This window comes from Nocardia iowensis (assembly GCF_019222765.1).
GTDB classification, from domain to species: Bacteria; Actinomycetota; Actinomycetes; order Mycobacteriales; family Mycobacteriaceae; genus Nocardia; species Nocardia iowensis.
Genome location: NZ_CP078145.1, coordinates 1,273,935 through 1,289,055 on the forward strand (window position 1 = coordinate 1,273,935; position 15,121 = coordinate 1,289,055).

The following is a 15,121-nucleotide window of genomic DNA, read 5'->3' on the forward strand; positions in this document are numbered from 1 at the left end:
AGTTTCCCAAATCTTAGGCTGCGAAATTTAACCTCTGAGCTGTTTACTTTTCGCATTGGTTCCGGCGATACTGATCGGTTGACCAGAGGCCGATGGCTCGCCCCTGCGCCGGATCGGGACGTATTTCCGCTGGTAGCAGGCCATTTTGGGGCGAAGGTTCCGATCAGAGCCTGCCGGGCTACCGGTGTGGGTGGTCACAGCGACGCACAGTGGCATGTGGGGCGAGCAGATCACAGATGGCGCAAACAGGGCGCTGAGGTAAATTGCGCGAAACGCGTGTGAATTCCGATCGCGAGCGCTCGGGGATTGCCGGGACGAGATTTACCTGATGGAAACATCGCATAGTCAGCAGAAATGCTGTGCGGTTGCCAGTTGGTCGGGTCTGGTCTTTCTCCCGGCCATCTCCTCGCTGGGGTCCGAGATAGAGTTCGGCCGTGTTCGCGCCTGCTCCGACCGAAGATCCCCGACTCGAGATACTCGCCGAGAGCGCGTTCGGCGCGCGCCCGGGTTACGCCGCTGCCCAGTTGCCGACCGCCCCCGATGCGCTGGGTTCCTGGTATCGGGCGGTGATTCTCGGCGGCCAGGGTCGTTTTGCTGCGGCCCGCGCCGAATTGCGCATTGTCCGCGTCCGCAGCACCGATCCGGTGCTGCTCGCACTGGCCGCCAGCACCGAAGGTTCACTGCTACGCCAACTCGGCTGGCACGCCCGCGCGTCGGCCTTGGATGGGCGTGCCGCCGCCCTCATCACGACGAGGTCGATGGGAGACGGTGCGGTCGGCCCCGCTTCCGGGCACCCCGGCTACCCCTTCGCGCGCAGCGACGCCATCTGTGACGCACTGACCGGCCTGGCCGCCGACGCGCTCGGCGTCGGACAGCCCGCGCTGGCCCGGCGGCTGCTGCGCCGTTGCGAGGCCGTGGTGCCGGACGCCGAGATCGGCTGGCGGCCTGCCATCCGCAGGCAGTGGGTCTGCGCCGAAACCGCCCTCGCCGCAGGCGTACTCGGGCCCGCCGAGACCTACGCGGCGGCGGCGCTCGAGCTTGCCGAGCGCGGCCCTTCGGTGCGGCATCTGGTCAAGTCCCGACTGTTGGTCGCCGCGGCGGCCGCGGCGGCGGGCGAGCACGACCGGTCCCGCGCAATGGCCGAGCAGGTCGCCGAACAGTGCCGCGAACACGGCCTGCTGCCGTTGCGGTGGGCGACCGCGATGCTGCGCGCGGGCCTGGCCGTCGAGGGTGCGGCGGCGGAGGCGGACGCCTGCGCCGCGGCTATCGTCCGACGTGGCGGGCGGTTCCGGCCGATGACGGCGGTCTGAGTGGACTGCCTCGCCGCCGCTCGGCGTTAAGTCGGGCTACATCAGGTTGGACGGGGCCTGTCGTTCCCAGGACGACCGTGTTGGCTTGTTCCGCTCGCTGTATCGCTATTGTTAGATCCGTTCCGCCACTTCGGCGGAAGCACTGGTCATCACCGACCGTGCCACTTGTAACGCCAGGAATCTCTCTGACGATGACGAATACGGGCGAAGAGTTGGACCTCGCCGTCACTGCGGCTGCGCAGGGCGACAGATCCGCTTTAGCTCAGGTACTGGAGATGATCCGCCCGCTAGTGGTGCGTTATTGCCGCGCGCGGATCGGAGCCGCGGAGCGTGGGCAGCTCTCCGCGGATGACGTTGCGCAGGAGGTCTGTTTGGCCGTGATGACCGCCTTGCCCAGGTATCAAGACCAGGGCAGGCCCTTCATGGCCTTCGTTTACGGAATCGCTTCGCACAAGGTCGCCGACGCTCATCGCAATGCCGCCCGTAACAAGGCGGAGGCAATGGCCGAAGTACCAGATGTCATATCCACCGACCATGGTCCGGAACAACGAGCTCTCGAATCGGAGACGAGCAGGCAGATGAACCGTCTGCTCGCGACACTCCCCGAAAAACATCGAGAGATCTTGATCCTGCGATTGGTCATGGGTTTGTCAGCCGAAGAAACCGCAGTCGCCGTGGGCAGTACGGCGGGGGCGATACGGGTGGCCCAGCACAGGGCACTCGCGAAACTCAAGTCTCAAGTGGCGAGGGCAGGTGAAATGTATGGCTAGGGATGGCGAGCGCGGTCGGGGTGACTGGAAAGCGCGGCTTGGATCGCGAAACAGCGGTCCCTACGCCGACGCGTCCGGAGACACCGGCCCGGTCGATATCGCCGCGGTACGCCGCGACGATGCGTTGATCGACGCCATCGCAAGCGATGGCCCGGTACGGACCGACAGCGCGGAGGAATATCAGCTCGCGACCATGCTCGCGGACTGGCGGGCCGAACTCATCGCGCCGCCGATGACCGCGGCGCCGGATCTGGACGCGATCGTCGCCGCGGTCAACCAGGAGATCGGCGCCCGCCAGGCGCGGATCGGAGCGCATAGCAGCAACCGACTAAGGCTGGTTCGCCCGATCGCCGGGACCGCGGCGGCACTCGCCCTGGTCTTCGGCGGTATGACGGCATTCTCGTACAACTCCGAGCCCGGCGATCCGCTCTGGCGGGTCAAAGAGGTCGTGTTCAGCGAGCAGGCGCAGACCACCGTGGTGCAACGTGCCAATACCGATCTGGACGAAGCGGGGAAGCTGATCGCCCAGAATCCGGTGCTGGCCAAGGAGCGCCTCGAGCAGGCGAAGGTGAACGCCGCGCAGGTCGACAGCCCGGAGAAGCACGACAAGCTGATGGTGGAGTGGAAGCGGCTCGTCGATCGACTGCGCGCCATGGGCCACGGCGACTTGGCCGATCAGCTGGATCAGGGCACCTCGAAGCCGTCCGATCCGTCGGGCAGCACCAGCGCGACGCCGAAGCCGATTCCGCCGGTCATCGGTGACACCACCAAGCCGCCGGTGGAGCAGACCAAGCCCGGTGAGCCGTCCGATCGGCCGACCGACCCCGTCGATCCGACCACGCCGAACGACCGGCCGACCCAACCGCCGGTGACCACACCGCCGCCGACGGCCGAGCCGACCACCGAACCCCCGGCGCCGACCACCGTGTCCAAGCCAACGGTGGTCGAGCCGACCGGTGACAACGGCGGCGCGGCGACCCCGAGCCGGGTACCGACACAAGGCAATCCGGGCACCACGTTCGTCGTACCCACCGGGTCCGGCGCCGCGGGGAACACCAGCTAGCCAGCGGTACCAGCAACCGACAAGAAAACCGCACACCAGACATGAACCGATTGCCAACCGGCGGTCGGTTTTCTGTCTGTAGGGGTGTCACCAACGCGCTGCGCGGGTGCGTCGGAAATCCGCGGGTGCGTCGAAGGTCACAACACGACACGCGACCGCCTGAGGGGGCCGCGTCAGCGGTTCGGGACGAGCCTCAGTTGTCGAATCCGTCGAATCCGTCGCCGTGGAAGGCCTCGTTCATCGAGGCGTCCGCGTATCCCCGGCAGTAATCCCAGGTGACGTACGCTTCCGGCGTCGGATCATAGGCGGGCTCGTGCGGGCGCACGGTGCCGTCCACCAACAGTTGAAGCAGGTTGGCGCGCAACATGTCCCAGTCGTGGTAGTGGTCCTGCCGACAGTCTTCGCAGCTGACCACGAGTCCGCGGATACCGCGGTGCGCTAGTAGTGCCTCGTAGACCGCGAGATCGGCGAGATCTTCCTCGACCGCAAGGCGCTCATGGGGATCCAGCGGCTCACCGGGCTCGATGGCGTCGAGCGCGGCGGACGGGTCGGAGGGATCTCCGGCGAACGGATCCGGCGGCAAGCCAGGTGGTAGATGGTCACGCACATCCCCACGGTACGCAGAACAGGGTGGTCTGCGCCAGCTATGTAGGCCGCAAGTTTCGCCGGTGGGCTCACTTCGCCGGTGAGTTAGCGGGACAGATACCATGGTGTCAGGCCCCGGGCGAGTACCCGACACGATTCCCGGAGCCACCAGTCCATCCCATCAGCTGCGTGCGACGCCGGTGACCCCGGCGCCGGTCGCTGTCGACGTCCAGGAGGGGTCGATCCGAATGAGTAATCCCGTACCGGGCGAACGCACCGCTGTACGCCCTCCTACGGGTGGTGACGATCCGAACAAGATCGCCATGCTCGGCCTCACATTCGACGATGTGCTGTTGCTGCCCGCCGCCTCGGATCTCATCCCCAGTTCGGTGGAAACCTCGAGCCAGTTGACCAGGGAGATCCGCCTGCGGACCCCGCTGGTCAGTTCGGCGATGGACACGGTGACCGAGGCCAGGATGGCCATCTCCATGGCCAGGGCCGGCGGCATGGGCGTGCTGCACCGCAACCTGTCCGGCGCCGACCAGGCCGCCCAGGTGGAGACCGTGAAGCGGTCCGAGGCGGGCATGGTGACCGATCCGGTGACCTGTCGACCGTCGGACACCCTCGCCGAGGTCGACGCCATGTGCGCCCGCTTCCGCATCTCCGGCTTGCCGGTGGTAGACGAGACCGGTTCCCTTGTGGGCATCATCACCAACCGCGACATGCGCTTCGAGGTCGACCAGAACCGCAGGGTCGAAGAGGTGATGACCAAGGCGCCGCTGATCACCGCTCAGGAAGGCGTGACCGCGGAAGCCGCGCTCGGCCTGCTGCGCAGGCACAAGATCGAGAAGCTGCCGATCGTCGACGGCAACGGCAGGCTCCGCGGTCTGATCACCGTCAAGGACTTCGTCAAGACCGATCAGTACCCGAACGCCACCAAGGACCGCGACGGCCGCCTGCTGGTCGGCGCCGCCGTCGGCGTCGGCGACGACGCCTGGTCACGGGCCATGACGTTGTCCGACGCGGGGGTGGACGTGCTCATCGTGGACACCGCGCACGGTCATCAGGCGCAGGTGCTGCAGATGGTCACCAAGATCAAGGCCGAGGTCGGCGACCGGATCCAGATCGTCGGCGGCAATGTGGCCACCCGGGCCGGTGCCGCCGCGCTGGTCGAGGCGGGTGCGGACGCGGTGAAGGTCGGCGTCGGTCCCGGCTCCATCTGCACCACCCGCGTGGTCGCCGGTGTCGGCGCGCCGCAGATCACCGCCATCCTCGAGGCCGTTGCCGCGTGCAAGCCCGCCGGTGTCCCGGTGATCGCCGACGGTGGCATCCAGTTCTCCGGCGATATCGCCAAGGCGATCGCCGCGGGCGCGTCCACCGTGATGCTCGGCTCGCTGCTCGCAGGCACCGCCGAATCGCCGGGTGAGCTGATCCTGGTGGGCGGCAAGCAGTTCAAGAGCTACCGCGGCATGGGATCGCTCGGCGCGATGCAGGGACGTGGGCAGGCCAAGTCCTTCTCGAAGGACCGCTACTTCCAGGACGACGTGCTGGCCGAGGACAAGCTGGTGCCCGAGGGCATCGAGGGCAGGGTGCCGTTCCGCGGACCGGTCAACCAGGTCATCCACCAGCTCGTCGGCGGCCTGCGCGCGGCCATGGGCTACACCGGCTCGCAGTCCATCGCGCATCTGCAAGAGGCACAATTCGTGCAGATCACCGCGGCCGGGCTCAAGGAGAGCCACCCGCACGACATCACGATGACCGTCGAGGCCCCTAACTACACTGGTCGCGGCTAGCCCGCTTGATGTTCGTGTACTGAACCGGTCGGTCGGTGCATGATTGAGCTTGCTGCGGCTGTGTTGTTACCGAAAGGCTGTGTCGGCAGAGCGGGCGTTGAACAAAGCTGCGAGCCTGAGCCTCGCTCGGTCGCCCACAAGGCGGCCGCCGGAGGTGCGAGTTTCGCGAGCGCCGTTCGCTGAGCCGCGAGACATCCGGGGCCGCGAACACGCCGTGCCCGAAGGCGCGGCACATTGGACACAGCCGCGAACACGCAGCGCCGCAGGCGCTGCAAATTAGACAAGGAGAATTCGCGTGCGCGACATGGTCGAGATCGGCATGGGCCGGACCGCCCGGCGTACCTATGAGCTGGACGATGTCGACATCGTTCCCTCGCGCCGGACCCGCTCGTCGAAGCAGGTGTCGCTGTCCTGGCAGCTCGACGCCTACCGCTTCGAGATCCCGTTCCTGACGCACCCGACGGACGCGCTGGTGTCGCCGGAGTTCGCCATCGAGCTCGGACGGCTCGGCGGGCTCGGTGTCATCAACGGTGAAGGCCTGTGGGCCAGGCATGCCGACGTGGCCGCGAAGATCGACCAGTTGCTCGAACTCGTCGGCAAGGGCGGCTACGAGCGGGCCGTCTCGCTGCTGCAGGAACTGCACGCCGCCCCCATGCAGCCGGAGCTGCTCGCTGCCGCCGTCGCGCAGGTGCGTGCGGCCGGCGTGACCGTCGCGGTGCGGGTGAGCCCGCAGAACGCCCGCGCGCTGACGCCCGCGCTGGTGCAGGCCGGTATCGACCTGCTCGTCGTGCACGGCACCATCATTTCCGCCGAGCATGTCGGCGACGGTGAGCCGTTGAACCTCAAGACCTTCATCGCCGAGCTCGACGTGCCCGTGGTCGCGGGCGGGGTCAGCGATCACCGGACCGCGCTGCACCTGATGCGTACCGGCGCGGCCGGTGTCATCGTCGGCTACGGCTCCTTCCCCGGCGCGACCACCACCCGCGAGGTGCTCGGCATCGGGGTGCCGATGGCCACCGCCATCGCCGACGCCGCCGCGGCGCGCCGCGATTACCTGGACGAGACCGGCGGTCGCTACGTGCACGTCATCGCGGACGGCGATATCGAGACCTCGGGTCAACTCGCCAAGGCCATCGCCTGTGGTGCCGATGCCGCGATGCTCGGTGTGCCGCTGGCGCTGGCCGCCGAGGCGCCCGGCCGAGGCTGGTACTGGCCGTCGGCCGCCGCGCACCCCTCGGTGCCGCGCGGTTCGCTGCTCGGTGTCGAATGGGAGCTGGAGGAGGGCACCGGTGACTCGGTGCGCCCGAGCCTGGAGCAGGTGCTGTTCGGTCCCTCGGACGACCCGTTCGGCTCGCTGAATCTGGTTGGCGGCCTGCGCCGTTCGATGGCGAAGGCGGGCTACTCCGATCTCAAGGAGTTCCAGAAGGTCGGGCTCAGCGTCCGCGCGTGAGTTTCACCGCGCGTGGGAGGGAATGACCCGCTCGCGCAGGAACTGCCGGATCGCGGTGTTCACCGGCTCCGGGTGCGTCATGGTGACCGCGAGCCGGGCACCGGCGATTTCGACGTAGGTCGAGGCGGTGAGTCCCTGCGTCAGCTGCTTGGCCCGGTCCGGCGGGATGCCGCTGTCGGTGGCGTGAATCACCAAGGCGGGACAGGTGATTTCGGACAACCGCTCCAGCACCGAGTCCCGGCTGAGCAGACACCCCGCCGCGACCTCGATGGTGCGGCAGTCGCGCAGCAGCCAGCGGGTGGTCCAGATCGTGCGGTGCCAGTTGTCGTCGCCGATCAGCCAGGACGCCAACTGGTTTGCTGCCTGCTGGCGGGAGCCGTCGTCGTACCACTTCTCCAGGAACTGCTGGGTGGCGTCGGATTGCTCGGGTGTCGGGCCATTGGCTTCGGTGCTGATCAGGATCAACGCCGACACCCGTTCCGGCGCGATGAGCGCCGTGCGCAGCGCGGTGAAGCCGCCTTGCGCGGTGCCGCCGACCACGGCCCGCTCGGCGCCGAGGTGGTCCAGCACGGTCAGCGCATCGCGGGCCGCGGTCCAATAGGTGAACGGCAGACCCTCGTCTCGGGTGCGTCCATGCCCGCGCGCGTCCCACGAGACGATCCGGAATTCCGGTGCCAGCGCGGCCATCTGAGCCGCGAACATCGTCCGGTCCATGAAGAATTCGTGTGCTAGCAGCACCACCGGGCCGCTCCCGCCGCTGTCCTCGTAGTGGATGTCGGCGTCGATCGCGCGGGCGAATGGCACGAGCACGAGGATAACCAGCGGTGCGTGGCCGAGTGGGGCGATTTGCTGGCTCGCCTCTTTGCTTGCTGGAGCTGGGCTCCTCGGTGCTGCTGTGCCGATGGTTCGCTCGCAAAGTCCGCTCACTAAACTGTGCGGGTGGCAGAAACACAGAGACCGGTCCTCGTCGTCGACTTCGGCGCACAGTACGCCCAGCTGATCGCCCGGCGGGTCCGTGAATCGAGTGTTTTCTCCGAGGTGATTCCGCACACCACCACGGTCGAGGAGATCGCCGAGAAGCAGCCGCTCGCTGTGATCCTGTCCGGCGGCCCGTCCAGCGTGTATGCCGACGGCGCACCGCAATTGGACGCGCGGCTGTTCGATCTCGGCATACCTGTCTTCGGCATCTGCTACGGCTTCCAGGCGATGGCGCAGGCGCTGGGCGGCACGGTCTCGCACACCGGCACCCGCGAATACGGCCGCACCGAATTGAACATCGATGGCGGCGTGCTGCACGGCGGGCTGCCCACCATCCAGCCGGTGTGGATGAGCCATGGCGACGCGGTCACCGACGCGCCGGAGGGCTTCGAAGTCACCGGCACCACCGCGGGTGCGCCGGTCGCCGCGTTCGAGGACCGGGCGCGCCGCCTGGCCGGCGTGCAGTACCACCCCGAGGTGCTGCACTCGCCGCACGGACAGCAGGTGCTCAGCCGCTTCCTGCACGAGATCGCGGGCATCCGTGCCACCTGGACCCCGGCCAATATCGCCGAGTCGCTGATCACCTCGGTGCGTGAGCAGATCGGCGACGGGCACGCGATCTGCGGGCTGTCCGGTGGCGTCGACTCCGCGGTCGCCGCCGCGCTGGTGCAGCGGGCCATCGGGGATCGGCTGACCTGCGTGTTCGTCGACCACGGCCTGTTGCGGGCCGGAGAGCGCGAGCAGGTACAGCAGGACTTCGTCGCCGCGACCGGTGCCAAGCTGGTGACCGTCGACGCGGTCGAGAAGTTCCTCGGCGAGCTGAAGGGCGTCACCGACCCCGAGGAGAAGCGCAAGACCATCGGACGCGAATTCATCCGGTCCTTCGAGGACGCGGTCTCCGAGGTCGTGATCGAGCAGGGTGGCGGCGCGGCGCCGAAGGTGGAATTCCTGGTGCAGGGCACGCTCTACCCGGACGTCGTCGAATCCGGCGGCGGCAGCGGCACCGCGAACATCAAGAGCCATCACAACGTCGGCGGCCTGCCGGACGACCTGGAATTCGAACTGGTCGAGCCGCTGCGCCTGCTGTTCAAGGACGAGGTGCGGGCCGTCGGCCGCGAGCTCGGGCTGCCCGAGGAACTCGTCGCCCGCCAGCCGTTCCCCGGGCCCGGCCTTGCCATCCGGATCGTCGGCGAGGTCACCGAGGATCGGCTGGCCACGCTGCGTCAGGCCGACGCCATCGCGCGCGAGGAGCTCACCGCGGCCGGGCTGGATCGGCAGATCTGGCAGTGCCCGGTGGTGCTGCTGGCGGACGTGCGCAGCGTCGGCGTGCAGGGCGACGGCCGCACCTACGGCCACCCGATCGTGTTGCGCCCGGTCTCCAGTGAGGACGCGATGACCGCCGACTGGACCCGGCTGCCCTACGAGGTGCTCGAGCGGATCTCCACTCGGATCACCAACGAGGTGGCGGAGGTCAACCGGGTCGTCCTCGATGTGACGAGCAAGCCGCCGGGCACCATCGAGTGGGAGTGAATCCCTGACAGAGCGAACAAGAATGGCCCGTCCGCGCGGACGGGCCATTCTTGTTCGGTCGATCAGCGGTGTTTGCGCGGGGAGACCACCAGCACGATGCCGATGATGATGGCGGCGAGCACCACGATCCAGCCGATCGGGAGCGCGCTGGTCGTCGGCCACGACTCGGGGCCGATGAAGGCCCACACACTCACGCCGAGTGCCAGCAGGCCGACGATGAGCAGCGAGGCGGAGGGGCCGCGACGGGACTCGGTCTGTTCGGATTTGTCAGCCACGGTGCACCTCCGCGCTGCCGGCTCGGACATCGACGTTCAAATCCAATACGGGTCCATTGGGTCTGTTCGGTCCGCTGAGCCCTTCGACACACTTGGCCTCACCCATGGTCGCAGTGCAATGGGTGGTCACCGTCATGTCCGCGGGCAACCACACCTGGACGTCGCCCATCCGGACGTCGATATCGACGGTGCGGCTGTCGGTAAGGTTCAACTGCCGCAGGTCGAGTGTGCCCGCGCCCATGTTCACCGTGTATTGCGCGTCCAACTGATCGACCGAGGTCGGAGTCCAGGCGTGCTCGCCCATCGCGCCGCGGTCGAAGTCGATCGGACCGATCGCCGAGGCGAGCAGGACGAAACCGGCCAGCGGAGCGGTCAGTACCAGGAGGCCGTAACCGCGGCGCAGGAATGCGCCGAGCACCAGGCCGAGGCCGATCACCGCCAGCGCGACCGCCGCGATCCGGCCTGGCGTCATCCACTCGACACCCGAGCCCGCCATCGCGCCCGCACCCGCGGCGGCGAGGATGGCCAGACCGATGACCACCGGGGTCAGCCGGGAGCGCCTGCGCTTCGGCGTGGGCGCGACGACGGTGCGGACCGGGGTCGGTTCGGGCAGGTCCCAGGCGAGCGGAGCTACGCCGAGCGGATCCCAGGACGGTGGGGTCGGACGGTTGAAGGTGGCGGGGTGCGCCAGTGCGGCGGACGGGCCGGTGCCGGAAGGAGATTGCGGGGTGTTGCCCCGTCCGGTGTCCTTGCTGAGCGACACGGTGTCGGCTGGGCCGGACGTGGCGCGGCTGTCGAGTCGCGCTGGGCTCTGCGGTCCGGTGGCGCGCGTGTCGAGCACCTCGGTGGCGCCCTTGTCGAGCAAGACGGTGTGGGCCGCGCTGTATTCGTCTGGGGCGTCACCGTTTTCGGGCCGTACCGGGTTATCCCGGTCAGCCGGGCTCTGGTCTGCGGTATCCCCCTTGGGCAACAGGACGGTGTCCGCGTCGGCGGCCGTCGAACCGGAATCCTGTTGTGGCGGTACGACTTCGGCGTCGCTCGGCGCGACCGGTGGCTGCGGGACATAGGCGTCCGGCAGCTTCGTGTACGGCGTGTACACGCTGGTCGGTGGCACATAGATATCGCCTGCGGGCCGCTGCGCACCCTGCGGGAAGACCGCGCCGGGGTAGCCGGTCGCCATGATCCCGCCGTCCGCGATGAACCCGCTGAACTCACTGGTGCTGCCCGGCGGTGGCTCCGGATTGCGCAGGTGCAGCATCCACCAGCCAGCCAGCATCAAAGCCATGCTGATCAGACCCGAGCCGCCGAGACCGGCCCCGACCGGACCCATCGTGCTCACCGCGATGGCGAGCGCGACGATCAACACGATCGTCTTGGTCTGCGACTGCGAACTGTGTCCCTTGCCGACCAGTGACTCGGCCGCCGAAGCCTGGTCACCGGAGGCACTGAACAGCAGCCACGCCAGCAGGTAGAGCACGACGCCGGACCCGCCGAAGATGGCGGCCACCACGAACGCCACCCGAACCAGCACCGGATCGACGTTGTACCGCTGCGCGAACCCGGCCGCCACGCCCGCGATCGGCCCCTGCCGAGGCAACCGCACCGGACGCGTGCGCCACATCTGCTGGAGCTGATCCCCGAAGCTCGTTTTCGTCATGGTTCCCATACTGTGCCTGACCAGCACATCCGCGCATCGGGGAGAACCCTGAAGATTTTCCTGATCCTTTTGGACCCGCCCGGTCCGAGGCGGCCGCCGACCGAACAGCGCAAGATCAGGGTGATTCCGGATAGCTAGCTGTCGCCGGGTCGTGCCACTATCGAATACATGTACCCGTCTGCGCCCTCGTTCGACACTCGGGGGTTGGATGCCACGCGGGGATTCGACACCACGCGTGGTTTCGGCCCGGCGCCGGTGTTCGACCCCGGGCGGCCGCCGTATGCGCGGATGGCGCGGCGCTCGGGCGGGCGGATCGTCGGCGGGGTGGCGGGCGGTATCGCCGATCACCTCGGGGTCGACGTGTTCAAGGTGCGGATGGCGTTCGTGCTGCTGTCCGCGGCCGGGGCGGGCATCGTCGCCTATGGATTGTTGTGGATCTTCACGCCGGGTGGCTCCGATGTCGTGAAGCCGTCCGGATCCGAACGGCGCCAGGCGACCGGGCTCGCCTTGCTCGGGCTCGGCCTGGCCGTCGGCGTGTCCTGGCTGTTCAGCGGGACCGCGGCGAGTGTGATCGGGCCCATCGTCGTGGTGGCCATCGGTGCGGCGCTGGTGTGGCGGGAGTACGACGCCGATGGCCCTCGGTCGCTGCTCGGCCTGCCCGCCCGCCCCTCGGTGGTGACGTGGGCGCGCATCGTCGCCGGCGGCACGCTGATCGTGGCCGGGCTCGGCGTGGTGGTGCTGGCCAGGATCGATCTGAGCTCGCTCGGGTCCGCGCTGATCGCGGTGGCCGTCACGCTGGTCGGGGCGGGGTTGCTGACAGTGCCGCTGTGGCTGCGCATGATGCGGGCGCTGAACGCCGAGCGGTCCGCTCGCATCCGCAACGAGGAACGTGAGGAGATCGCCTCGCACCTGCACGATTCGGTGCTGCAGACGCTGGCCCTTATCCAGCGCCAGGCCGACGACCCGCAGGAGGTGGTGCGGCTGGCCCGCAGCCAGGAGCGGGAACTGCGCAAGTGGTTGTTCGAGGATTCCGGTCCCGCGCAATCGAGTCTGGCCGCCGCGCTGCGCACCATCGCGGGCGAGGTGGAAGACCAGCACGGTGTGAAGGTGACCCCGGTGACCGTCGGCGACGTGTCGATGGACATCGGAGATACCGGATCCGGCCTGCCGAAGGAGCATTTCACCGCGCTGCTCGGCGCCAGCAGGGAGGCGTTGGTCAACGCCGCCAAACACGCGGGAGTCCCGGAGATCGACCTGTTCGCCGAGACCGAACCGCACCAGGTGAGCATCTTTATCCGCGACCGCGGCGCCGGTTTCGACACCGCCGCCGTGCCGCAGGACCGGCAGGGCCTGGCGAAATCCATTCGTGGCCGGATCGAACGCCGCGGCGGCCAGGTGGAGATCCTGTCCAATCCCGGCCGCGGCACCGAGGTGCGAATCACCATGCCGCGCACGGACTCCGGTGGTCCAGAGGATGAGGAGCCGGATACGGTGACCGCGGCAGCCGCCAACCCGGAGCAGGTGCGTCAGCCGGTGCATCCCGGGCAGTGACCCAGGTTTCGTGACCGGTGTTTTTCAGTGAGTTCGGTCGACTCGTGCCCGCATGTGGTACCGATGTGGGTGCGGGTAGCCCGGTGGGTCGCCCGCGGGTCAGGGTGGATCGATCCACCGCCAGGTGAGGAGAAAACAGGTGGCTGTGCGGGTCTTTCTCGTTGATGATCACGCAGTGTTCCGGTCCGGTGTGCGGGCGGAGTTGAGTCGCGAGACCGACATGGAAGTCGTCGGCGAAGCCGGCGGGGTGGCCGAGGCGATCGCGGGCATCAAGGCAACGCGTCCCGATGTGGTGCTGCTCGATGTGCACATGCCCGACGGTGGCGGTGTCGCGGTGCTCGCGGGCATCGAGGACGGGCCGGTGTGCCTGGCGTTGAGCGTGTCCGATGCCGCCGAGGATGTGATCGCGGTGATCCGGGCGGGTGCCAGAGGCTATGTGACCAAGACGATTTCGGGCTCCGAACTGGCCGACGGCATCCGCCGGGTGTCGGCAGGCGACGCGGTGTTCAGTCCGCGCCTCGCCGGGTTCGTGCTCGATTCGTTCACCGGCAAGTCGCAGGTGCCGGAGCCGCCGCTGGACCCGGAACTGGATTCGCTGACCCCGCGCGAACTCGAGGTGCTGCGGCTGCTCGCCCGCGGCTACACCTACCGCGAAATCGCCGAAACCCTGTTCATCTCGGTGAAAACCGTGGAAACCCACGCGTCCAACGTGCTGCGCAAAACCCAGCAGTCCAACCGCAACGCGCTGACCCGCTGGGCCCACCGCCGCCGCATCGACTGATCGCGCTGCCGGGCTTACATCACCGCGATGATGATCGCGATGATGATGATCAGGCCGATCAGCAGGCCGACGGCGATCGCCAGCGGCGCGTTGCTCGCCTGCGGTGGCTTGGTCCGCTGCGGGGCTGGGGCCGCCGCGGCGCCCGCCGGGGCGCGGTGCGGTCGAGGCAGCGGGGTCGAGTGCGGACTGCGCAGCCCCGACGCCGAATTACGCGCCGCCCACGCCGGAATCGTGCCGTCCTCGGTGCGCACCGGCGCACCCAGAATGTAGGGTCCGGTGCCGGGACCGAAAGCCGCGGTGAGGATTTCGTCCCTGGCCTCGGCCATCGTCGGCCGCCGCTGCGGTGCGGGTTCCATCATGTGCAGCAGCGCCTCGGTGAGCATCCCGCTGCGCGTCGGCGGAATGATCTGCGCCATCGCCGCGCGATGCACCAGCACATCGCTGTCCTCGTCGAGACCGAACGGCGGTTGCCCCTCGATCGCCGTGTACAGCGTCGCGCCGAGGGAGAACACATCGCTGGCCTTGGTCGGCTGCGCGCCGCGCGCCACCTCCGGCGGCAGGTAGGCCGGGGTGCCGGTGATCACGCCGTCGGGCTCGTCGGAGTGCTCACCCGCCCCGCGTGAGATGCCGAAGTCGCTGAGCTTGGCCATGCCGACGATCGGACCACGGTCGGCGACAAGGATATTGCCCGGTTTGATATCGCGGTGCACGATGCCCGCCGCGTGCGCGGTGGCCAGCGCGTCGGCGACCTGCGCGCCGATCTGCGCCACCTCGATCGGGGGCAGGCTGTCGACCAGCGCGAGTGCCTTGGCCACGCTGCGGGAAGGTAAGTGCTCCATCACCAGCCAGGGCTCGCCCGCCTCCAGCACCACGTCGTACACGGCGATCGCGTGCTCGTGCGAGAGCTTGGCCGCGACCCGGCCCTCGTGGATGATCTGGTTGCGGATCTCGTTGGCCTCTTCTTCGTCGAGTCCGACCGTCGAGATGACCTGCTTGATGGCGACATCCCGGTCGAGCAGCCGGTCGTGCGCGAGCCACACCGCGCCCATGCCACCGCCACCCGCCTTCGACTGCAGACGGTAGCGGCCGGCAACAAGATAGTCCGGGCCGACAATGGGACGAGCGCGTTCGGTCACGGGTGCGAGGGTAGCGGAAAATGGGGTTAGCTGGCCTGATTCGCGGGGGCGGCGTACGGGGTTTCGCTGACGCGAACGGGCCGAAGGGGTGCCGCGAGATGTCATTCCGCAGTGGGGAGCCCGTCCCCGGCCGGGCGGTCCGGCTCAGGGTGCCGCATTCGAATGCCAGGCGCGGGTGCGTGGGAGCGCCACCGCCGCGGCCGTGATCCGCGCCGCATCACGATTCGCTCGCGAAATGGCGG

Annotated in this window: 13 protein-coding genes; 8 read left to right on the forward strand and 5 right to left on the reverse strand. The window is 68.4% G+C overall.

Annotated features, from left to right (window positions below; translation table 11 throughout):
• Positions 1 to 434 precede the first annotated feature (434 nt).
• From KV110_RS05690 to KV110_RS05700, 3 genes are all read left to right on the forward strand, one after another.
• Positions 435 to 1,310 carry a hypothetical protein gene (locus KV110_RS05690; RefSeq protein ID WP_218474062.1) on the forward strand — a complete coding sequence of 292 codons (876 nt, stop codon included), beginning with the start codon at positions 435 to 437 and terminating at the stop codon, positions 1,308 to 1,310.
• A gap of 191 nt (positions 1,311 to 1,501) precedes the next feature.
• On the forward strand, positions 1,502 to 2,080 hold the full coding sequence (locus KV110_RS05695; protein ID WP_218474064.1) for a sigma-70 family RNA polymerase sigma factor: 579 nt from the start codon (positions 1,502 to 1,504) through the stop codon (positions 2,078 to 2,080).
• On the forward strand, positions 2,073 to 3,143 hold the full coding sequence (locus KV110_RS05700; RefSeq protein ID WP_218474065.1) for an anti-sigma-D factor RsdA: 1,071 nt from the start codon (positions 2,073 to 2,075) through the stop codon (positions 3,141 to 3,143). The genes KV110_RS05695 and KV110_RS05700 overlap by 8 nt, the downstream gene beginning before the upstream one ends.
• 193 nt (positions 3,144 to 3,336) lie before the next feature.
• Here the strand turns inward: KV110_RS05700 and KV110_RS05705 are convergent, their stop codons facing one another.
• The gene (locus KV110_RS05705) at positions 3,337 to 3,750 is read right to left on the reverse strand and encodes a DUF5319 domain-containing protein (RefSeq protein WP_022567296.1); all 414 of its coding nucleotides are present in this window, start codon (positions 3,748 to 3,750) and stop codon (positions 3,337 to 3,339) included.
• Between the two features lie 226 nt (positions 3,751 to 3,976).
• Here KV110_RS05705 and guaB point away from each other — a divergent pair, with 226 nt between their 5' ends.
• Both guaB and KV110_RS05715 read left to right on the forward strand, forming a co-directional pair.
• Positions 3,977 to 5,521 (forward strand): IMP dehydrogenase, encoded by a 1,545-nt coding sequence (gene guaB / locus KV110_RS05710; protein ID WP_218474067.1) that lies wholly within the window; start codon positions 3,977 to 3,979, stop codon positions 5,519 to 5,521.
• A gap of 295 nt (positions 5,522 to 5,816) precedes the next feature.
• Complete coding sequence (locus KV110_RS05715) at positions 5,817 to 6,971, forward strand: GuaB3 family IMP dehydrogenase-related protein (RefSeq protein ID WP_218474069.1); 1,155 nt, start codon at positions 5,817 to 5,819, stop codon at positions 6,969 to 6,971.
• Between the two features lie 3 nt (positions 6,972 to 6,974).
• Here KV110_RS05715 and KV110_RS05720 read toward each other — a convergent pair whose 3' ends face one another.
• Positions 6,975 to 7,775 (reverse strand): alpha/beta fold hydrolase, encoded by an 801-nt coding sequence (locus KV110_RS05720; RefSeq protein ID WP_218474071.1) that lies wholly within the window; start codon positions 7,773 to 7,775, stop codon positions 6,975 to 6,977.
• Positions 7,776 to 7,904: 129 nt separating this feature from the next.
• Here KV110_RS05720 and guaA point away from each other — a divergent pair, with 129 nt between their 5' ends.
• Positions 7,905 to 9,479, forward strand: a complete 1,575-nt coding sequence (gene guaA, locus KV110_RS05725; RefSeq protein ID WP_378737361.1) for a glutamine-hydrolyzing GMP synthase — start codon at positions 7,905 to 7,907, stop codon at positions 9,477 to 9,479.
• A gap of 62 nt (positions 9,480 to 9,541) precedes the next feature.
• Here the strand turns inward: guaA and KV110_RS05730 are convergent, their stop codons facing one another.
• Complete coding sequence (locus KV110_RS05730; RefSeq protein WP_218474074.1) at positions 9,542 to 9,754, reverse strand: hypothetical protein; 213 nt, start codon at positions 9,752 to 9,754, stop codon at positions 9,542 to 9,544.
• Entirely contained in the window at positions 9,747 to 11,420 is a 1,674-nt protein-coding gene (locus tag KV110_RS05735) for a PspC domain-containing protein (protein ID WP_393537169.1), read from the reverse strand. The genes KV110_RS05730 and KV110_RS05735 overlap by 8 nt, the downstream gene beginning before the upstream one ends.
• Positions 11,421 to 11,699: 279 nt before the next feature.
• Here KV110_RS05735 and KV110_RS05740 point away from each other — a divergent pair, with 279 nt between their 5' ends.
• Together KV110_RS05740 and KV110_RS05745 are read left to right on the forward strand one after the other, a co-directional pair.
• Positions 11,700 to 12,962, forward strand: coding sequence for an ATP-binding protein (locus KV110_RS05740; protein ID WP_246634689.1), 1,263 nt, complete (start codon positions 11,700 to 11,702; stop codon positions 12,960 to 12,962).
• A gap of 145 nt (positions 12,963 to 13,107) precedes the next feature.
• Positions 13,108 to 13,743: a response regulator gene (locus KV110_RS05745; protein ID WP_218478197.1), complete on the forward strand. Its 636-nt coding sequence runs from the start codon at positions 13,108 to 13,110 to the stop codon at positions 13,741 to 13,743.
• 14 nt (positions 13,744 to 13,757) lie between these two features.
• On the opposite strand, the gene KV110_RS05750 is transcribed toward KV110_RS05745, so the two are convergent.
• Positions 13,758 to 14,879 (reverse strand): serine/threonine-protein kinase, encoded by a 1,122-nt coding sequence (locus tag KV110_RS05750; protein ID WP_218474076.1) that lies wholly within the window; start codon positions 14,877 to 14,879, stop codon positions 13,758 to 13,760.
• Positions 14,880 to 15,121 lie beyond the last annotated feature (242 nt).